Annotated in this window: 14 protein-coding genes; 7 read left to right on the forward strand and 7 right to left on the reverse strand. The window is 70.2% G+C overall.

The window, feature by feature from the left end; genetic code table 11:
* Nucleotides 1–42 precede the first annotated feature (42 nt).
* The 4 genes from NR810_RS15310 to NR810_RS15325 form a co-directional block, all read right to left on the reverse strand.
* Complete coding sequence (locus tag NR810_RS15310) at nt 43–684, reverse strand: hypothetical protein (RefSeq protein WP_257453331.1); 642 nt, start codon at nt 682–684, stop codon at nt 43–45.
* Nucleotides 685–785: 101 nt separating this feature from the next.
* Nucleotides 786–2,399, reverse strand: coding sequence for a caspase family protein (locus tag NR810_RS15315; RefSeq protein ID WP_257453332.1), 1,614 nt, complete (start codon nt 2,397–2,399; stop codon nt 786–788).
* On the reverse strand, nt 2,354–3,073 hold the full coding sequence (locus NR810_RS15320; protein ID WP_257453333.1) for an anti-sigma factor family protein: 720 nt from the start codon (nt 3,071–3,073) through the stop codon (nt 2,354–2,356). Before NR810_RS15320 ends, NR810_RS15315 begins: the two co-directional genes overlap by 46 nt.
* Complete coding sequence (locus tag NR810_RS15325; RefSeq protein ID WP_257453334.1) at nt 3,063–3,578, reverse strand: RNA polymerase sigma factor; 516 nt, start codon at nt 3,576–3,578, stop codon at nt 3,063–3,065. The genes NR810_RS15320 and NR810_RS15325 overlap by 11 nt, the downstream gene beginning before the upstream one ends.
* Before the next feature lie 242 nt (nt 3,579–3,820).
* Between NR810_RS15325 and NR810_RS15330 the strand changes: the two genes are divergently transcribed.
* The 5 genes from NR810_RS15330 (at nt 3,821) to NR810_RS15350 (ending at nt 11,884) form a co-directional block, all read left to right on the forward strand.
* The gene (locus tag NR810_RS15330; protein WP_257453335.1) at nt 3,821–6,319 is read left to right on the forward strand and encodes a CBM96 family carbohydrate-binding protein; all 2,499 of its coding nucleotides are present in this window, start codon (nt 3,821–3,823) and stop codon (nt 6,317–6,319) included.
* Between the two features lie 95 nt (nt 6,320–6,414).
* Nucleotides 6,415–7,323 carry an efflux RND transporter periplasmic adaptor subunit gene (locus NR810_RS15335; protein ID WP_257453336.1) on the forward strand — a complete coding sequence of 303 codons (909 nt, stop codon included), beginning with the start codon at nt 6,415–6,417 and terminating at the stop codon, nt 7,321–7,323.
* A complete protein-coding gene (locus tag NR810_RS15340; protein WP_257453338.1) occupies nt 7,320–8,321 on the forward strand; it encodes an HlyD family efflux transporter periplasmic adaptor subunit in 1,002 nt (333 codons plus the stop codon). The genes NR810_RS15335 and NR810_RS15340 overlap by 4 nt, the downstream gene beginning before the upstream one ends.
* Nucleotides 8,311–10,524, forward strand: a complete 2,214-nt coding sequence (locus NR810_RS15345) for a peptidase domain-containing ABC transporter (protein WP_257453339.1) — start codon at nt 8,311–8,313, stop codon at nt 10,522–10,524. Before NR810_RS15340 ends, NR810_RS15345 begins: the two co-directional genes overlap by 11 nt.
* A gap of 19 nt (nt 10,525–10,543) precedes the next feature.
* Nucleotides 10,544–11,884, forward strand: coding sequence for an amidohydrolase family protein (locus tag NR810_RS15350; RefSeq protein ID WP_257453341.1), 1,341 nt, complete (start codon nt 10,544–10,546; stop codon nt 11,882–11,884).
* Between the two features lie 35 nt (nt 11,885–11,919).
* Here NR810_RS15350 and NR810_RS15355 read toward each other — a convergent pair whose 3' ends face one another.
* Nucleotides 11,920–13,134 (reverse strand): hypothetical protein, encoded by a 1,215-nt coding sequence (locus NR810_RS15355; protein ID WP_257453343.1) that lies wholly within the window; start codon nt 13,132–13,134, stop codon nt 11,920–11,922.
* Nucleotides 13,135–13,258: 124 nt separating this feature from the next.
* Nucleotides 13,259–13,411 (reverse strand): hypothetical protein, encoded by a 153-nt coding sequence (locus NR810_RS15360; protein ID WP_257453345.1) that lies wholly within the window; start codon nt 13,409–13,411, stop codon nt 13,259–13,261.
* 341 nt (nt 13,412–13,752) lie between these two features.
* On the opposite strand from NR810_RS15360, the gene NR810_RS15365 reads away from it, so the two are divergent.
* Both NR810_RS15365 and NR810_RS15370 read left to right on the forward strand, forming a co-directional pair.
* Nucleotides 13,753–14,964, forward strand: coding sequence for an MFS transporter (locus NR810_RS15365; RefSeq protein ID WP_257453346.1), 1,212 nt, complete (start codon nt 13,753–13,755; stop codon nt 14,962–14,964).
* Between the two features lie 70 nt (nt 14,965–15,034).
* Nucleotides 15,035–15,277, forward strand: a complete 243-nt coding sequence (locus NR810_RS15370) for a hypothetical protein (RefSeq protein WP_257453347.1) — start codon at nt 15,035–15,037, stop codon at nt 15,275–15,277.
* 74 nt (nt 15,278–15,351) lie between these two features.
* On the opposite strand, the gene NR810_RS15375 is transcribed toward NR810_RS15370, so the two are convergent.
* Nucleotides 15,352–16,920, reverse strand: a complete 1,569-nt coding sequence (locus tag NR810_RS15375) for a mucoidy inhibitor MuiA family protein (protein WP_257453348.1) — start codon at nt 16,918–16,920, stop codon at nt 15,352–15,354.

The raw sequence follows: 16,920 nt of genomic DNA on the forward strand, positions 1-16,920 counted from the left end.
GGCTCACGCCCGCTCCCTCCCCTGCCCTGCAACGCGAGGGGCTCAGTGGTAGTTGAGGCAGCCGTTCGTATCCGCCTCTTCCACGGAGGCCACGGGCACGGGCTCGTCGGCGACGATCCGCAGGTCGTCGAAGCGGTTGCTCTCGGGCTTGCCCTCGGCGCAGATGCCGCGCGCCAGGTTGTAGCCGGGCTTCAGGTCGTCCAGGTTGACGATGCGGCCCCACTCGCGGAGCGTCTCCTTGAGCTGCGGGGTGAGCTCCGGAACGAAGAGCACGATGTGCCCCGGCGCCAGACCCCGCATCACGTCGCCATCGTCGGACTTGCCGTTGCCGTTCACGTCCTCGTAGACGGCGACGTAGGCCGTGCCAAACAGGCCCGTCTTGAAGTCGTTGAGGGCCCGGGTCTCGGGGTTCTCCAGGAGGCGGAGCTCGTAGCCGAACGGAGGATTCTTGCTGTTGACCTCCACGCTCTGGAAGAAGGTGATGTCACCGTTGCGGGCCCAGTTGTCCCAGGCGAGGGCGACGCGCGTCTTCCCCTTCTGCTCGACGGGCGAGAGCGACTGCACCTCGCCGGTCACCTTGAAGCGGGCCTCGCCGGTGTACGAGCCATCGGCGAGATCGACTCCGCAGGCGGCGGTACCACCGAGGGCGAGAAGCAGGGCGAGGCTCTTCAGGGGGCGGTTCATGGATTCTTCTCCTGTCATGGGGCGCGGGCTTCGGAGCCGCGCGCCGTGTTCTGTCCAGGAGACCCACGAGCCATTTTCCGCGGACAGCCGCGGTGCACGCTTCACCAGCGCATGCCGGCTCCCACCGCGAAGACGGGAGTCACGGGCGTGCGCACGCTGGGGGCCTCCAAGGAGGAGACGCGCACATAGGAGGCGCGCAGACCGGCTTCCACGCCGAGGAAGAAGCCGCGCGTCGGGCGCACGTCGGCGCGCACCAGCGTGTCCAGGTGGGGCGAGAGCTGCCAGCGAGGAGGAGCGATGCGCCCGGTGAAGCGCTGGTCGAAGTACGTGGCGCCCAGCCGCACGCCGCCCGACAGGGAGAAGGAGCCCAGGTCGAACACCTTGCGCGCTCCCGCCCGCAGTGCCGTGGCGGTGAGCCGGCGCTCGAGGCCCTCGCTGACGAGCACCGACCGGGCCAGCTCCACCTGCGCGTCCAGCGTGAGGGCCGCCGTGTCCAGGGAGAGCTGCACCGAGATGGCCGGGGTGAAGGGGAAGCCCTCCAGCACGCCGGAGCCACCGCCACCCCACACGCTCAGCGCAGAGGAGGTGCTCGGACCACCGCCCTTGCGCACGAGCTGGTCCAGCTCCACCACGCTCCACGGCGCCGCCGTCAGGTCCACCGACTGTTCTCCCCCCGCCACCACCGGGGCCTCGTAGAGCCGGTCCGGCAACCGGCGCTGGACGAAGTAGCGCCCGGGCATGAGCCGCGCCGTGCGCGCCTCGCGGGAGATGTTCGCCTCCAGCACCACCGCGCCCTCGCGCCGCTCCTTGCGGAAGAAGTACTGGCCCGGCTCGGACAGGCGCACCGACGCGAGCCCCCGCACCCGTCCGGGCCGCGTGAGCACCAGCTCCGAGCGTCCCTTCAGGTCATAGAGGTACGTGGGGTGCTGCACGCCGCCCATCGTCGCCACCGTGCTGGCCACGGTGCGGTCGGCGGCGTACTGGTACGCCTCGGCCAGGCTGACGAGCCCGTCCCCTCCATGGTCCGCCATGCCGCGCAGCGCGGCCACCAGGTGGTGGGTGAAGAAGGAGCCCTGGAGCGCATCCGACTCCTGCGCGTTCTCTCCGGCCGACGAGGAGGAGAGGATGGCGAAGCCCTCGGGCATGCCGCGCGTCTCCACGTCCGGAGGCAGCGCGAAGGGCGCGGCCAGCCGGGTGCCCTTCACGCGCGTGGCCTGGCCGGAGCGGCACGCGTCCACCACCAGCAGCCGCGCCGCCGCGGCCGAGCCGGAGGTGAGGTTGCGCAGCTCCTCCCACGGCAGCAGCGTGCCGCCCAGGTGCAGCGACTCGGCGTCCGCGTGGCCCGAATAGAAGACGAGCAGCACGCTGGAGCGGTCGTGCGCCACCTCCTCGCGGATGCGCGCGTTCATGCGCGCCAGCGCGGTGCGCACACGGTCCGCGTTCGGGTCGGCCAGCACCAGCACGTTCTCGGGCAGGAAGTCCCCGAGGCTGACGAGCACGTCGCGCAGCCGCTCGGTGTCCGAGCCCGCGTAGCGCAGCACCGGCTCATCCGCGTTTCCACGGTGGGCACCGATGAGCAACGCATAGCGCGACTCCCCCGCATGCGAGGGAGCCGCGGCCAGCAGCGCGAGCAGCAGCCCGGCGGCGGCGAGGCCCCGGGCTCCGAGGCTCAGGGCCCGCCCGACACCCGCCACTCGTAGATGCGCTCGTGGCACGTCTCCTCCAGCGCGACCCCGGGCGGGGGCTTCGTGGGACACGTCAGCAGGCGCAGCCGCGTCCTCCCGTCCGGAGTGACGAGCGCGGCCACCGGCAACCAGCCGTCCGCGGGCACGGGTCCCTCGAAGTACGTCGTCCATCGGTCCTCCTCGTCTCCCTGAAGGATGAGCCAATCGGACGGGAGGGCGCCAGTCACGCGTGGCCGGAGCTGGTCGCCCGCGCGCAGGCCCTCGACCTCCTCCGCCGGGACGTCCTCGAGCGCGAGCACCCCGTCCCGCATCACCGCCACGTCGAGCGAGGCGGTGCCCTTGATGCGCTCCCCGGGCGGCGTCGCTCCGGGGACGTCCACGCCCATCATCGGGCGGACGAGCAGGAAGGCGGCGGCGGTCACGGCCGCGAGCGCGGGTGCCCACGTCCAGAAGGCCCACCCGCGGCGCGGAGGCCGTGAGGCGGCGGCCCGCTGGAGCTCCTCCGGAATCCGCTCCAACGCGGCGGCACGCACCTGGGCCCGCTCCTCGTCCACCCGCTGGCGGCAGTGCGCGCAGCCCGTCAGGTGCGCCTCGGCCGGGGCGACTTCCCCGGCGCGCAACAGCCCGAGCGCGAGCTGCGAGACGGACCACCCCGACAGGCAGTCATTGGAGGGCTTCGACCTGGGAAACAGCTCAGCCGGCATGGGGAGCCTCCTTCCTGTGAACGCCTTGCAGCATCCGCTCGGCGTGCTCGCGGAACTTCTCGAGCCGCCGGCCCACGGTACGGCGGGGGATGCCGAGCAGTTCGGCGATCTCCTCGTGCTCCATGCCGTGGATGAAGTAGCAGGCGGCGATCTGGGCCTGCTCCGCATCCGCCTCGGCGAGCACCTTGCGCAGCGCCAGCCCATCCTCGGGCGAGTGGGGGCTCTCCGGCTCCCCCTGAGGCCCGTGAATCTGTTGCAGGCTGTCCCGGCGGCGCGCGTCGCGCAGCCGGTTGATGGCCAGGTGGGTGCTCGTCTTGTAGAGGAACGCGGCCGTGTCCCGCTCGTTGCCACTGCGGTCACGGTGCCGCAGGAAGCGGATGAACACCTCCTGCGCCACGTCCTCCGCGGCGGCGGGCTCTCCGAGGATGCGCAACGCACAGTTGCGCACCAGCACGATGTGGCGCCGGTAGAGCGTGGAGATGTCGGGTTGGAGAGCGGGAGTCATGGCGCTACAGCCAGAAGACACGCGAGCGCGAATCCGCGGACACGGGGATTTTCACCCTCATTTTTTCCCAGGGTTCTTCCCAGCCCTGGCAAACCTCTTCACACCGGGGGCACCTTCCTTCCCACGAAGTCCCTCCAGGGTGAAGACCCAGTCCTCCAAGGCTGCCTTTTGACGGAAAAACCCCAGGGCACATCGGGTGCATGTCGGCCGCACGGCGGGTGAATCGCCCAGGGAGGCAGCACATGAAGTATCGGGGGTCGTCGAAAACGAGGTGTGCGGGGGGCGTCGCGGCACTGGTGTTGTTGACCCACTGCGCCGGCCCGGAGCCGGAGGCACGGGCAACGGACCTGGCAGTGCCCCAGAAGCCCGGCGTCTTGCGGCAGGAGGTGGCGTCACCCACGACGCTGACCTTCACGGCGAGCGAGGACGCCTACGTGAGCTACTCCGCCCAGATGGAGAACTTCGGCGGCGCCGACTCGTTGCGCGTGGACCTCTCGCCCGAGGAGTGGGGCTACCTGCGGTTCGACGTCACGGGGGTGACGGGGACGGTGACGCGGGCGACGCTGCGGCTGTACGCGACGGAGAGCAGCGTGCTCGGGCCCCGGGTCTTCTCCTCCTCCAAGGAGTGGACGGAGGAGGGCATCACGTTCCGCAATCATCCCGGCACGAGCGGCGGCGTCCTGGATGCCGCGGGGGCCATCTCCAGCGGCTCCTGGGTCGAATACAACGTGACGAGCGCGGTGCGCGGCAATGGTCAGCTCGGCTTCACCCTGGTGGGCACCTCGAATGACGCGGTGAGCTTCGCCTCGAGCGAGAACAGCCGGGAGGATCGCCGGCCCCAGCTCATCCTCACCGTGGCGTCCGAACCCGACTGCATGCCGCGCACCGCCACGCGCATCTTCGACCCCCAGGCGACCTACGACGCACACGTCTCCCAGAGCCAGCCCACGCGCCGCTTCGGAAGCGAGCCTCGGCTGCTCGTGGACTCGGCACCCGACCGGCTGGAAGCCTTCGTCCAGTTCCGCTACGGCTACTCCGATGAGTGGCGGGTGCGGCAGACGAAGCTGCGGCTCTACGCCACCGATGCCTCCCCCGATGGCCCGCTGCTCTACCGCGTCAGCGATGACTGGCCCACCCCGGGGACCCAGGACTTCGATTGGAACACCCGCCCGGCACTCATCGGTGCCCCGGTGGGCAACCTCGGCGCCGTCGAGGCCGGCACCTGGGTGGAGTACGACGTGTCGAGCCTGGTGACGACCACCCACGGCATCTACAGCTTCGGCCTCGTTCCCGAGTCCACCAACGGGGTGGACTTCGTCTCGGCGGACTCGCCCTCGTACGAGCTGCGCCCCCGGCTGAACATCACCCTCGAATCCCCGCCCTACTGCTCCTACCGGGGCACGGGCGGCGGCCCCACCGGGTGGACACGGCATTACGGCGGCGCGGGCACCGAGCAGTTGCATGCCATGGCCACCGACACGTATGGGAACTTCGTGGCGGCGGGCCAGTTCGGAGACGCTCCGTTCCCCAACGGCAAGGGCTTCGCCCTCGCGCGCTACGCCGCGGACGGCACGCCCGTATGGACCCGTCAGGTGACCACGGAAAACGTGTGGGTGCGGGCCATCTCCCTCACGCCCGACGGCAACATCCTCGTGGTGGGCTTCTACGATGGCGCTCCGGACCTGGGCACGGGCCCACTGCCCACCAGCTCCCAGCCCAATGCGCTCTTCCTCGCGAAGTTCTCCCCCACCGGACAGACCGAGTGGACCCGCGGCTTCGTCGCCACCTACGTGAGCCAGCCCGATGGAACACTCGAGCAATGGGCGATCACACCGTCGGTGGTGACCAGCGATGCCACGGGCGGCCTCATCGTCGTGGGCACCTTCTACGGCGAGGTGGACCTCGGGGGCGGAAAGCTCTTCGCGGGCTCCGCCAGCGTCTACCGCGAGGATCCCTTTCCGGGTGGCTTCGTCGCCAGATTCACCCGCGAGGGCCAACACGTCTGGTCGCGGGCTCTCGAGGCGAAGCCTTCCCAGGACCCGACGCGGATCCGCGCCGTGGCGCTCGACACGGAAGGCAACGCCCTCATCGGCGGCAGGGTGAACAAGGAAAACGACCTCGGTGATGGACCCGTGGCGAGCGCCGGGGCCTTCATCGCGAAGTACAGCGCCTCCGGAGCGTTCCAATGGAAGCGGCTGTTCCCCGAGGTTTACGGCGAGATCACCACCCTCCGGTACAAGCAGCCGCGCTTCGTGTACTTCGCCGCCAACCTGGGCGGAAGCTTCACCTTCGGAGGGCGGACGTACACGGGAGGCGATCCGGACGACCTGAACTACCCGGACAACGTCAGCGGCTTCTTCGGCGCGCTGCACAACGATACGGGCACCGACCAGTGGATCCGCCAACCGGGGCTCGTCACCCTCAATGGGCTCGTCGTGGCGGACAACTTCGTCGCGGTCACCGGCAAGGGGCTCACCTATGATCTGGGCGGTGGAACGCTCGGGGGTTTCAACCCCAGTCCCTTCGTGGCGAGCTACACCGAGACGGGTGCCCACCGCTGGTCCCGCTCCTTCGACCCGGACCTCGGGGATGCATTCGGCCAGCCCCAGCTCTTCCTGGCGCCCCAGACCTCGGGACAGGTGCTGGTGGGCGGCAACTTCAGCACGCCCATCCAACACGACGGGACGACCTACACGCCGCGAGGCAGCTCCGACCTGCTCTACTTCCAGTTGAAGCCGTAGGAGCCGCTGGCCTTCAGCCGCCCGGGAGGTGTGGGACCCCCTCCTTATAGTGCCCCGGGATGGATTCCCGAGGCGCTCTCATCGCAAGTGGGCTGGTGCTCCTGTCCGTCCTGGCGGGGGTGTGGGTGCGGCGGCTCGCCGAGACCACGCCCCCGCCCGCCTCCACGCCTCCCCCCGGGTGGGCGCGGAAGGCTCCCGCCGCCGACGCGCCAGACGGCTCCGCCGACGGCTTCCTGGGGGTCATCGTCGCCAGGCAGTCCGTGGACCTCGCGCCCGTCATCGAAGGGCGGGTCGAGAGCGTCCGGGTCCAGGTGGGCGAGCGCGTCTCCCGGGGCGACATCATCGCCACGCTCGACACGCGGGCCATGGAGCGCGAGCTCGCCATCGCCGAGGCGGAGCTGCTGGAGGCCCGGGCCGACGAGCAGGTCGCCACCCATGAGCAGGAAGAGGCTCGCGAGCGCCTGAAGCGGCGCGAGCAGCCCCAGCAGCGCCTCACCGGCGCCGTCTCCGAGGAGGAGCTGGCCACGGCCCGCTACCAGGAGCGCGTGGCGACGGCGAAGCAGGAGCGCGCACGCGCCCAGGTCCAGCAGAAGGAAGCGCGCGTCAGACAGTGCCGGCAGCGCATCGAGGACGCGACCCTCGTGGCTCCTTTCGACGGGCTGGTGGCCAGCCGCCTCGTGGATCCCGGAGCGCTCGTGTCCTCCGGGCGCCCCATCATCCACCTGCTGCGCGCCGCGGGCCGCGAGGTGCGCTTCGCCATCCCCGAGCAGCGGGTGCTCGAGGTGCGGGTGGGCCAGCGCGTGCACGTGGCCGTCCAGGGCCATGAGGTGACGCTGGGGGGACAGGTCCACGACCTCTCCCCGGAGGTGGACGTGGCCGCCCGTGTGCTGTTCGGCACCGCCAGCCTGGAGGAGCCAGAGGGTTCTCCCCTGCCCTCGGGCACGGTGGTCCGGGTCTCCCTCGTCCGGGAGTCCGGGAACGACGGAGGAGTGACCGCCCCATGAGCCAGGACACCCCCAGCGGCCAGGCCCCGGAGGCGAAACCCGCTCCGGCGCCGAAACCCTCGGCCGCCAGCGTCTACCGGAAGGCGGCCCTGGACTTCTATCGCCAGGACCGGCGCGAGCAGGGAGACGTGCTGCACCTGTCTCCCGCCTGGGCGCGGTGGACGTACTGGCTGCTGACCGTCCTGCTGCTGGCGGGACTCCTTTATTGTCTGCTCGGCCGCGCGCACGAGTACGCCTCCGGCCCCGCCGTCCTGCGTGTGGAGGGGCGGACGGACCTGACGGTGCAGGCGCCGGGCGTGGTGGCCACCGTGGAAGTCCTTCCCGGCCAGCGCGTGGAGCGAGGACAGACGCTGGTGACGTTCCAGGCGCAGGAGGAGGCCGACGCGGCCGCCCGGCTGACGCGGGAGATAGAGCTCCACCTCGTGCGCTTCATGCGAAACCCCTCGGACGTCGCCGCGCACCAGGCGCTCACGACACTGAATGCCGAGCGGGAGCTGGCGCTCGCGCGCGTGGAGGCCCGCACCTTGAAGGCGCCCCACGCGGGAGTCGTGGGAGACGTGCGCATCCAGCCCGGCCAGTACCTGGCCGCCGGCACCCGTGTGCTCTCGCTCGTCGAGGAGGAGGCGCCGGTGTCGCTGGTGGCCATGCTGCCCGGCTACTACCGCCCCTTCCTGCGCCCGGGCATGCCGCTGCGCGTGGAGCTGGAGGGCTTCCGCTACGACTACCGCGAGCTGGTCATCGAGTCGGTGGGGGACCAGGTCATCGGACCCAACGAGGTCCGCCGCTTCCTGGGGCCGGACCTGGCGGATGCCCTCACCCTCGAGGGCTCCGCCGTCCTGGTGAAGGCCCGCCTGCCCTCGCACACGTTCGTCAACGAGGGCCGGGTGCTCGGCTACTTCGACGGCATGGTGGCGCGCGCGGAGGCCCGCGTCCGCACCGAGCGCATCCTCACCCTGCTCTTCCCCGCCCTGAAAGGACTGCTCCCCGATGACGTCTGAGCACAAGCCCGGGTTGCTGGAGCGCTTCCCTGGCCTTCAACGGCTCCGGCTCGGTGGCCGGCGGCGCCACATCCCCGAAATCCGCCAGATGACCCTCACCGACTGCGGGGCCGCCTGCCTCGCCATGGTGCTGGGCTACCACGGCCGCGACATGAGCCTGGACGAGGTGCGGCAGATCATCGGCGAGGCGCGCGACGGTGTCTCCGCCCGCAGCCTGCTGACGGCGGCGCGCCTGCTCGGGCTGCGCGGGCGGGGCATCTCCATCGACCTGGACCGGCTCGAGTACCTCCCGCCCGCCACCATCCTCCACTGGCGCTTCACGCACTTCGTCATCTTCGAGAGGCTGGGGCGCAACTGTGTCCACATCGTCGACCCGGAGCAGGGGCGCCGGCAGGTCACCCTGGAGCAGTTCAGCCAGTGCTTCACCGGCGTGGCGCTGTTGCTCGAGCCGGCGGACGACTTCCAGGAGGGCGGTGTGCGGCGCCGTGGAGGCTACGCCCAGCTCCTGAGGCACCTGCGGCAGCCAGACACCCTGGCGCGCATCCTCTTCCTCTCACTGGCCCTACAGCTCTTCACGCTCGCCATCCCCCTGCTGACGGGAATGGTGGTGGACCGGGTCATCCCCCGCGGCGACCACCACCTGCTCCTGGCGCTGGGCCTCGCCCTGCTGCTCGTCTTCCTCTTCCAGTTCCTGGCCTCGCTCGTCCGCGGCTACCTGCTGCTGGAGCTGCGCACCCGCGTCGACGCCGGCATGACGCTGGGCTTCCTCGACCACATGGTCAGCCTGCCCTACCCGTTCTTCCAGCTCCGCCCGGCGGGCGATCTGATGATGCGGCTCAACGCCCAGGCCACCGTGCGCGAGTTCCTCTCGTCCACCGCCCTCTCCGCCCTGCTGGACGGGCTGCTGGTGCTCGTCTACCTCGCCGTCCTGCTCGCCCTGGACCTTCCCCTGGCGCTCAGCGTGCTCGTGCTGGGGACGGCCCAGGTGCTCATCTTCGTCTTCTCGCGCCAGCGGCAGCGCAGCCTCATGTCGCAGAACCTGGAGCTGGAGGCCAAACGGCAGAGCTACCAGGTGGCCATCCTCACCGGCATGCAGACGTTCAAGGCCTTCGGGGTGGAGGAGCGGGCGGTGCAGAACTACTCGAACCTCTTCATCGACGTGCTCAACGTGGCGCTCGCCCGGGGCAGGCTGACCGTCTGGGTGGATTCGATGATGAGCGCCCTGCGGCTGGGCTCGCCCCTCTTCCTCACCTGCCTGGGCGTGTGGCGCGTGATGGAGGGCGCGCTCAGCCTGGGCACCATGCTGAGCCTGACGGCGCTGGCCTCCGCCATCCTCGTGCCCCTGGCCAACCTGGTCTCCACGGCCGGGCAGTTCCAGCTGCTCGGCAGCTACCTCGAGCGCATGGACGACGTGCTCGTCACGCCCCCCGAGCGCTCCGCCCAACACCAGGGCACCCAGGTGACCCTGGCGGGCAACATCGAGCTGGAGAAGGTGTCCTTCCGCTACAGCCCGGCCACGCCGCTGGTGGTGCAGGACGTGTCGGTGCGGCTGAAGACGGGGCAGATGGTGGCCATCGTCGGCCGCTCGGGCGCGGGGAAGACGACGCTCGCCAACCTGCTGCTGGGACTGTACCTGCCCACCTCCGGCCGGGTGCTCTACGAGGGCAAGGACCTGAACGACCTGGACCTGCGCTCGGTGCGGAGCCAGGTGGGCATCGTCCTGCAGGATCCGTTCTTCTTCAACGCCACGCTGCGCGAGAACATCTCCCTGGGGGACCCGTGGATTTCGCAGGAGAGCATCGTCGAGGCCACGAAGCTGGCCCACATCCACGATGACATTCAAACCATGCCCATGCAGTACGACACGCTGCTGGCGGACCGGGGCACGTCGCTCTCGGGAGGACAGCGGCAGCGGCTGTCCCTGGCCCGGGCCCTGGCGCGCAAGCCCGCGGTGCTGCTGCTGGACGAGGCCACCAGCGCGCTGGACGCCATGACCGAGTCCAAGGTGCAGGCGTCGCTGGACGCCCTCCCCTGCACGCGCGTCGTCATCGCCCACCGGCTGAGCACCATCGTGCGCGCGGACCTCATCCTCGTCATGGACGGCGGACGCCTGGTGGAGCAGGGCACCCACGAGGAATTGATGGCGCTCCACGGCCATTACGAGAAGCTCGTCCAGCACCAGACGCTGCTCAAGGCGTCGTGAGACACGAGGAGTCATGTCCATGTGGAAGAGGAGAAGCCGGAGCCGTACCGCCCTGGCCAGCCTGTTGCTCGCCTGCGGCGTGGGAACGGGGTGCGCCTCGAGCTCCCAGACGAAGGCATCGCCCGTGGTGGAGCAGGGCTCGCGCCAGGGGGCCGACACCCTCGCCTTCACCGACGTGAACGTCATCACCCTGGGGCAGGTGCCGGTGCTGGAGCACCAGACCGTGGTCATCACGGGAGGGCGGATCTCCCGGCTCGGGCCTCGGGACGGCACGCCGGTGCCCCAGGGAGCGCGCGTCATCGACGGAGCCGGCCGGTACCTGATGCCGGGGATGGCGGACATGCACGTCCACCTGCCCCAGGAGGCCTCGCCCGCGGAGCTGGAGCGGCTGTTGGAGCTCTACCTGGTCAACGGCGTCACCACCGTGCGCGCCATGCGAGGCGGCCCCACCCAGCTGGCCGTGCGCGACCGCATCCGGGCGGAAGGACTGGTGGCGCCCGAGCTCTACGTGGGCGGCCCCCCCGTGGCGGAGGAGCTCACCCCCGAGCGGGCCCGGGCGCTCGTCGAGGAGCAGCAGCGGGCGGGCTATGACTTCCTCAAGCCGCTCGGGGGCTTCGACGCGGCGGCGTACGAGGCGCTCGTGGCGCGCGCGGGAGAGCTCGGCTTCCCCGTGGAGGGGCACGTGCCCGCGGAGGTGGGAATCGACCGGGCGCTCGCGGCCCGGCAGCGCACCATCGAGCACGTGCAGGGCTATGCGGCGGCGGCGAAGCAGGGCCCCGAGGCGCTGGAGGCGCTGGCCCGCCGCACCCGGGAGGCTGGCATCTGCAACTGCCCCACGCTGGACTTCTTCGCCGTCGAGTACGAGCCGGACGAGTCGCGGCTCCTCCAACGCCCGGGTCTCGACCACGCCGCCGCGGCGGACCTGGAGGCCTGGCGCAAGCACAAGCGGGAGAAGGCGCCGCCGGCGGACCGGGAGCAGCGGCAGCAGCGGCTCCAGCGCATCGTCTCGGCCCTGTCCGACGCGGGCGCGCCCCTGCTGGTGGGCACGGACTCGCCCGGTGAGTTCCGGGTGCCAGGCTTCTCCTATGTGGAGGAGCTCCAGCAACTGGTGCGGGCCGGACTGACACCGGCCGCGGTCCTCCGCGCGGCCACTCGCACCGCCGCCGAGTGCCTGGGTACCCAGGAGAGCGCCGGAGCGGTGGCCGAGGGGCAGCGCGCCGACCTGGTGCTGCTGGAGCGCAACCCGCTCGAGGACGTCCGCCACGTGGCCCGGCCCGCGGGCGTCATGGTGCGGGGACACTGGCTGCCGCGCGAGGAGCTGGACCGCCGCCTCGCCGCGCAGTCCCGGCGGGAGCCGTAACCATGGTGCCCGCCTCCCGGGAGCCACGGCTGGAGTCACGCGGCGCTGGCGGCCGGGGCTTCCGGGGGGTTGAGCTGGGCGAAGCGCTCGTAGCTGAAGTTGTAGGCCTGGTTGGACATGCCGTAGCGCATCAGGTCCGGCCGCTCGCGGCGCGCGTCCTCGAAGATCTGGCGGAACACCGCGAACAGCTCCTCGCCCTTCGGCGTGAGGAAGCCCTCGAGGGAGAGGTTCCGCTCGTCGATCTGGCTCTTCTTGAAGATGAAGGAGAGCCGGCCCAGGAGCTCGTGCCGCTGCTTCCCGGAGAAGAGGCCCCGCTCGTCACAGGCCCGGAGGCAGTCGATCATCATCGCCTCCGTGTAGACGCCGTGGAAGATGGAGTACAGGGAGCGCGTGTCGGTGGCCTTGCCGGTCACCTCGCGCAGCCGCATGTCCGGATCCTTCGCCAGGTAGTCGCGCCGCTGGACGGTGACGGCGTTGAAGATGACATGGCCGCACTGGTGGACGAGGTCGTCGATGAAGAAGACCTCGTCGTCTCCCTCTTTGACATTGAGGAAGGCGACCCCGTGGGCGGCCAGCGCGGCGCACGAGTTCAAATCCTCGCTGTGGAACAGCATCACCTGCTTCACGGTGGCGGTCAGCTCCCGGTAGAAGTCGGGCTTCTGCTCCTGGAGGATGGCCAGGGCCCGCTGCAGGGAGTCCTGGAATGGCAGCACGTCCTCGTGGACCCGCACGGCGACCTTGCCGCTCGTGGCGTCGGTGAGGATGAGGTCGTAGAGAGGATTCGTGTAGCGGCACAGCTCGATGGAGGTGCCGGGAAGGACGATGGGCGGCTCGAAACGGAAGTCCACGGGCGCGCCCCCATCCGTCAGGAGATAGCGCCCCGCCTCCGCGTCCCACTGGAGCACGAGGTTGCGCTCGCGCACCTCCGTCAGGAAATAGCCAATGCGTGGCAGGTAGACGCGGCCCTTCGCATCGGCATACACCTCGATGGCGTCGGGCCTGAGGGACGGCTCCACGAGGCCGAGGACGACCTGCGGCAGCCCGATGGGAGACGTGCCAATCTGACTCTTGCTGGCGCTGAACCAGGCGAAGAGGAGCGGCTCGAGGAAGGTGTCGTCCGGAGCCTCGCTCAACACCTCGTAGATGTCTGGATCGGTGCGAAGCAACAACGCGCGCAAGGTATTGGCGAGCTGGCGCTGGCCAGTGATGACCTTCTCTCTTTGCAAGCGGATGAACTGCTCACGATCCATGACCCGCGCTCCTGGGGAGGTTTTCAATGCAATACAGACTGCGACCCGGCACCGGAGCCGGACGCGGCGAGCGCGTCACGGTCCGGGCCAGGCCCTGGTTGTTTCCCTGGGTATTCCCGGAGAATCAGGAGATCGCGTCGCCCGTGTGGCAATCGCCCTTCGCGGCGACGCCACCCCAGATCTGCCCGAGCACGTCCTCGGACAGCGCGCCGTCCAGCTGCTCACGGGCGTCCTTCTTCTCGGTCTTCACGGGCTTCTTGTTCCAGGAGAGATTCATGACTACATCCCTTTCCGCGCCAGTTGGATGGTTTTGCGACCGACGCGAAAAGCATTTCACCAGAAACCAAGACATTTCACAGACCCTCACACGTGCTACCACGAAGCCATATTCAATGCGTAGCATTGCAACGTGTTGCGTTCCCGTAACACTGCCAACCTCCAACTGGGGGTCCGCGCGAGGAGCCCACCCACCGGGTGGCTGGCAATGAAAGCACGGGAGGGTTGGATTCCAGACGGTATGTCTTCCTGACGAGTCATGCCGGTCTCGCGGGATGAGAGGAACCCGGAGCCCGCAATATCTGGAGCGGCCGGAGCAGTTGTGCAGATACTCCGCGCGCCATGAATGACGAAAGCATCCGCGGAGAAGGAGTGAAGGTGACCCGGCCGAACCCCGTCCCCCTGCTACTCACCATCGCCTACCTGGCCTTCGTGAGCCTCGGACTGCCGGACGCGGTGCTGGGCGTGGCATGGCCGTCCGTGCGCGAGACGTTCTCCCTGCCGCTGAGCGGCCTCGGCATGGTCCTGGTGGGCACGGGGACGGGGTACTTCCTATCGGGCCTGCTCGCCGGAAGACTCGTCCAGACCCTGGGCGTGGGTACGCTGCTGACGGTGAGCAGCGCGCTCGTCGCGCTCAGTCTCTTCGGGTACTCGCTCGCCCCGGTGTGGCCCCTGTTCCTGCTGTGCACGCCGTTCATCGGCATGGGCTCGGGCGCCATCGACTCCGGCATCAATGCCTATGCGGCGAGCCACTTCCCGGTGCGGCACGTCAACTGGTTGCACGCCTGCTACGGCTTCGGCGCCATGCTCGGTCCGCTGGTGATGACGGGAGCGCTCGTCCGGAGCGGCTCGTGGCGCTGGGGGTACGTGGCCATCGGCGCGATGCTGCTGCTCATGGCCCTGGCCTTCGGATCCACCCGGGCCTCCTGGCGGACGGCGGGGGCGCCCGGTGCGGCCAGCGCGGAGGCACGGGTCGGTACCCTCCAGGCCCTGGGTCACCCGATGGTGTGGCTGCAGGTCGTCATCTTCTTCGTGTACACGGGGTTGGAGGTGACGGCGGGGCAGTGGTGCTTCACGCTGTACACCGAGGCGCGCGGCGTGCCGCGCGAGCTGGCCGGAACGTGGGCGGGCCTGTACTGGGGGAGCCTCGCGGTGGGGCGGGTCTTCATGGGCTTCGTGGTGGAGCGGCTGGGGCCGGATCGCCTGCTGCGCTTCAGCATTCTGAGTGCCGTGGCCGGCAGCGCCCTGTTCGCGTTCGGGCCGACGCTGGCGAGCTTTGGGGGGTTGCTGCTGATCGGCATGAGCCTGGCGCCCATCTACCCCACGTTGATGTCACGGACTCCGGGCCGGCTGGGCGAGGGCTACGCGGCGCATGCGGTCGGCTTCCAGGTGAGTGCCGCGATGCTGGGAGCCGCCATCCTGCCGAGTCTGGCGGGAGTGCTGGCGGGGCGCTTCGGGCTGGGGATGGTCGGCTGGGTGACCGTGGCGGCGGCGGCGGTGCTGTGGCTGCTGCACGAGACGCTGCTGAAGCTCACGCCGCGAAGCGCCGCCTGAGTTTGTCCATTCGCGTCCCGTGAGCTAGAAAACGCGGACCCACCCGCAGTCCCAGAAGAAGGGGAGTTCCATGTCCAAGCTCGTCGCGTTCTTCGCCGTGGCCATCACCGCAGCGGGTGTGCTCGTTCCGCTCGCCGCGTATGCCTATGGCATGGAGACCGGTCCCTGCGGTGTCTCCGTCCAGTGCCGTGGAGGCTCTACCGTCGCGTGCAGCGGGCAGACGGTCTGCTACTGGAAGGTGGATTCGCTCACGAGCCCCGGTTTCGTGGAGTGTGACAAACAGGGCCGCGTCTACTGCGGCCTCATCGAGTAGCGGGCGCCTCCATCCCATCTCCCGCTGGGAGAGGGTCGGGGTGAGGGTACCCGAGCCCGTACTCCACCCCGTGCCTACAGCCCGCTCATGTCGTAGCTGGTGGGCACGTCCACGTGGAAGGAGAGCACCACCGAGCGCTGCTCGGCGGGGGCGAGCGGCACCTTCCACGAGACGATGCCGTCCATCGAATCGAGCGCATGGCCGCCGGTGCTCTTCTCCCTGTCCAGCTCCACCTTCACGTCGTCGAGCTCGGAGACGGGAATGTGCTCGGCCAGCTCCACCACCTCGGGGCGCTCGCGGTAGTTGGCGAGGTTGAAGCGGTAGGCGTAGCGGAAGCGGCGCCGGCCGCCGAAGAGGCCCTCGTCGCGGGCGATCTCCTCCACCACCACGCGCTCCACGCGCAGCGACTCCTCGACGCCGAAGGTGAGCTGGAAGGCGCCGCCCTGGGGCACCTGCTCCAGCACCTGCCGGCCGATGAAGCCTGAGGCGCGGAACATGTCCACGGGACCCGGCAGCAGCGGAAAGGGAGCGCCGTTGACGAGGCTGGCCACGCGGAACACCACCGGGTGCAGCTTGGGCACGGTGCTCCAGGAGAAGGAGGACTTCATCCTCGTGCGAGCCACGCGGAGCCGCACGGCCGTGCCATCGCCGGACACCTGCGCCAGCTCCGGCGCCAGGAGCTGCACGGAGACCCCCTGTGAGGCCGCGCGCAGCGCACCCTCCGTCTCCGCCAGGACCTGGCCGCCGGCGCGTGCGTGCTCCTGACGCTCGTCGCGACGGACCAGCACCTTGCGCTCATCGGGCCGCTTCCAGGCGCTCAGCGTCAGGGGCTCGAGCTCCGGCGGCTCCGCGTTGTCGCGCGACCGGGCGGTGGAGAGCACCAGCCGCACCCCGCTCCAGTCCTCGCCGGTCGCCTGGCGCACGGTGGCGAAGGTGGACAGCTCCACCTGCCCCCCGGCCTCGTCGGCACGAGCCTCATACACGGGAGTCCAGCCCGCGCCACCCACCACGTACTGCAACTCCACCCGGGCATGGCCCTCGCTGGGGCAGGCCAGCCGCACCTCCACCCGGCGCTCCATGCGCGCGGCCGAGGACTCCAGGTACGTCGCCCGCTCGCGCAGCGAATCCAGCTCGCGCTGCACCTCGCGCATGCGGGCGGCCCGGGCCGCCACGTCGGAGGCGGCGCGCAGCCGGGTGTCCAGCGCGGCATCGAAGGCCGAGGCCCACGCACGGGTGTCCGGCTTCGGCTCGGAGAGCTCGAGCGTCACCCGCTGCACGGCCACGTCGGTGAGGCCCGCGCCCAGCTTGCGCAGCGCCTCCGCGCGCGCCCGGGCGTCCACCAGCTCCGCCATCTCGCGCTCCAGGGCCTCGCGCTTCTGGCGCAGCGCCTCGCGCTCGGGGCCGAAGTCCCTCGTCAGGGGGCGCTCCTCGGCCACGAGGCTCTCCACGGTGGCCTCGTCGGAGCGGGCGCGGAAGCTGGCCGGGTCCGCCGCGGGCGGCACCGATTCGAAGACGGCGAGCGCGTGGCCGGAGCACGGCACGGACTCCACCCGCGTCACCTGGGCACGGTCCAGGTAGACGACGACGGAGGACACCTTCGCGGGGGCGGCGAGCGCCAGCATCATCAGGGGCAGGGTGTGCAT

Origin of the sequence: Archangium lipolyticum (genome assembly GCF_024623785.1) — a bacterium.
Classification (GTDB): Bacteria; Myxococcota; Myxococcia; order Myxococcales; family Myxococcaceae; genus Archangium; species Archangium lipolyticum.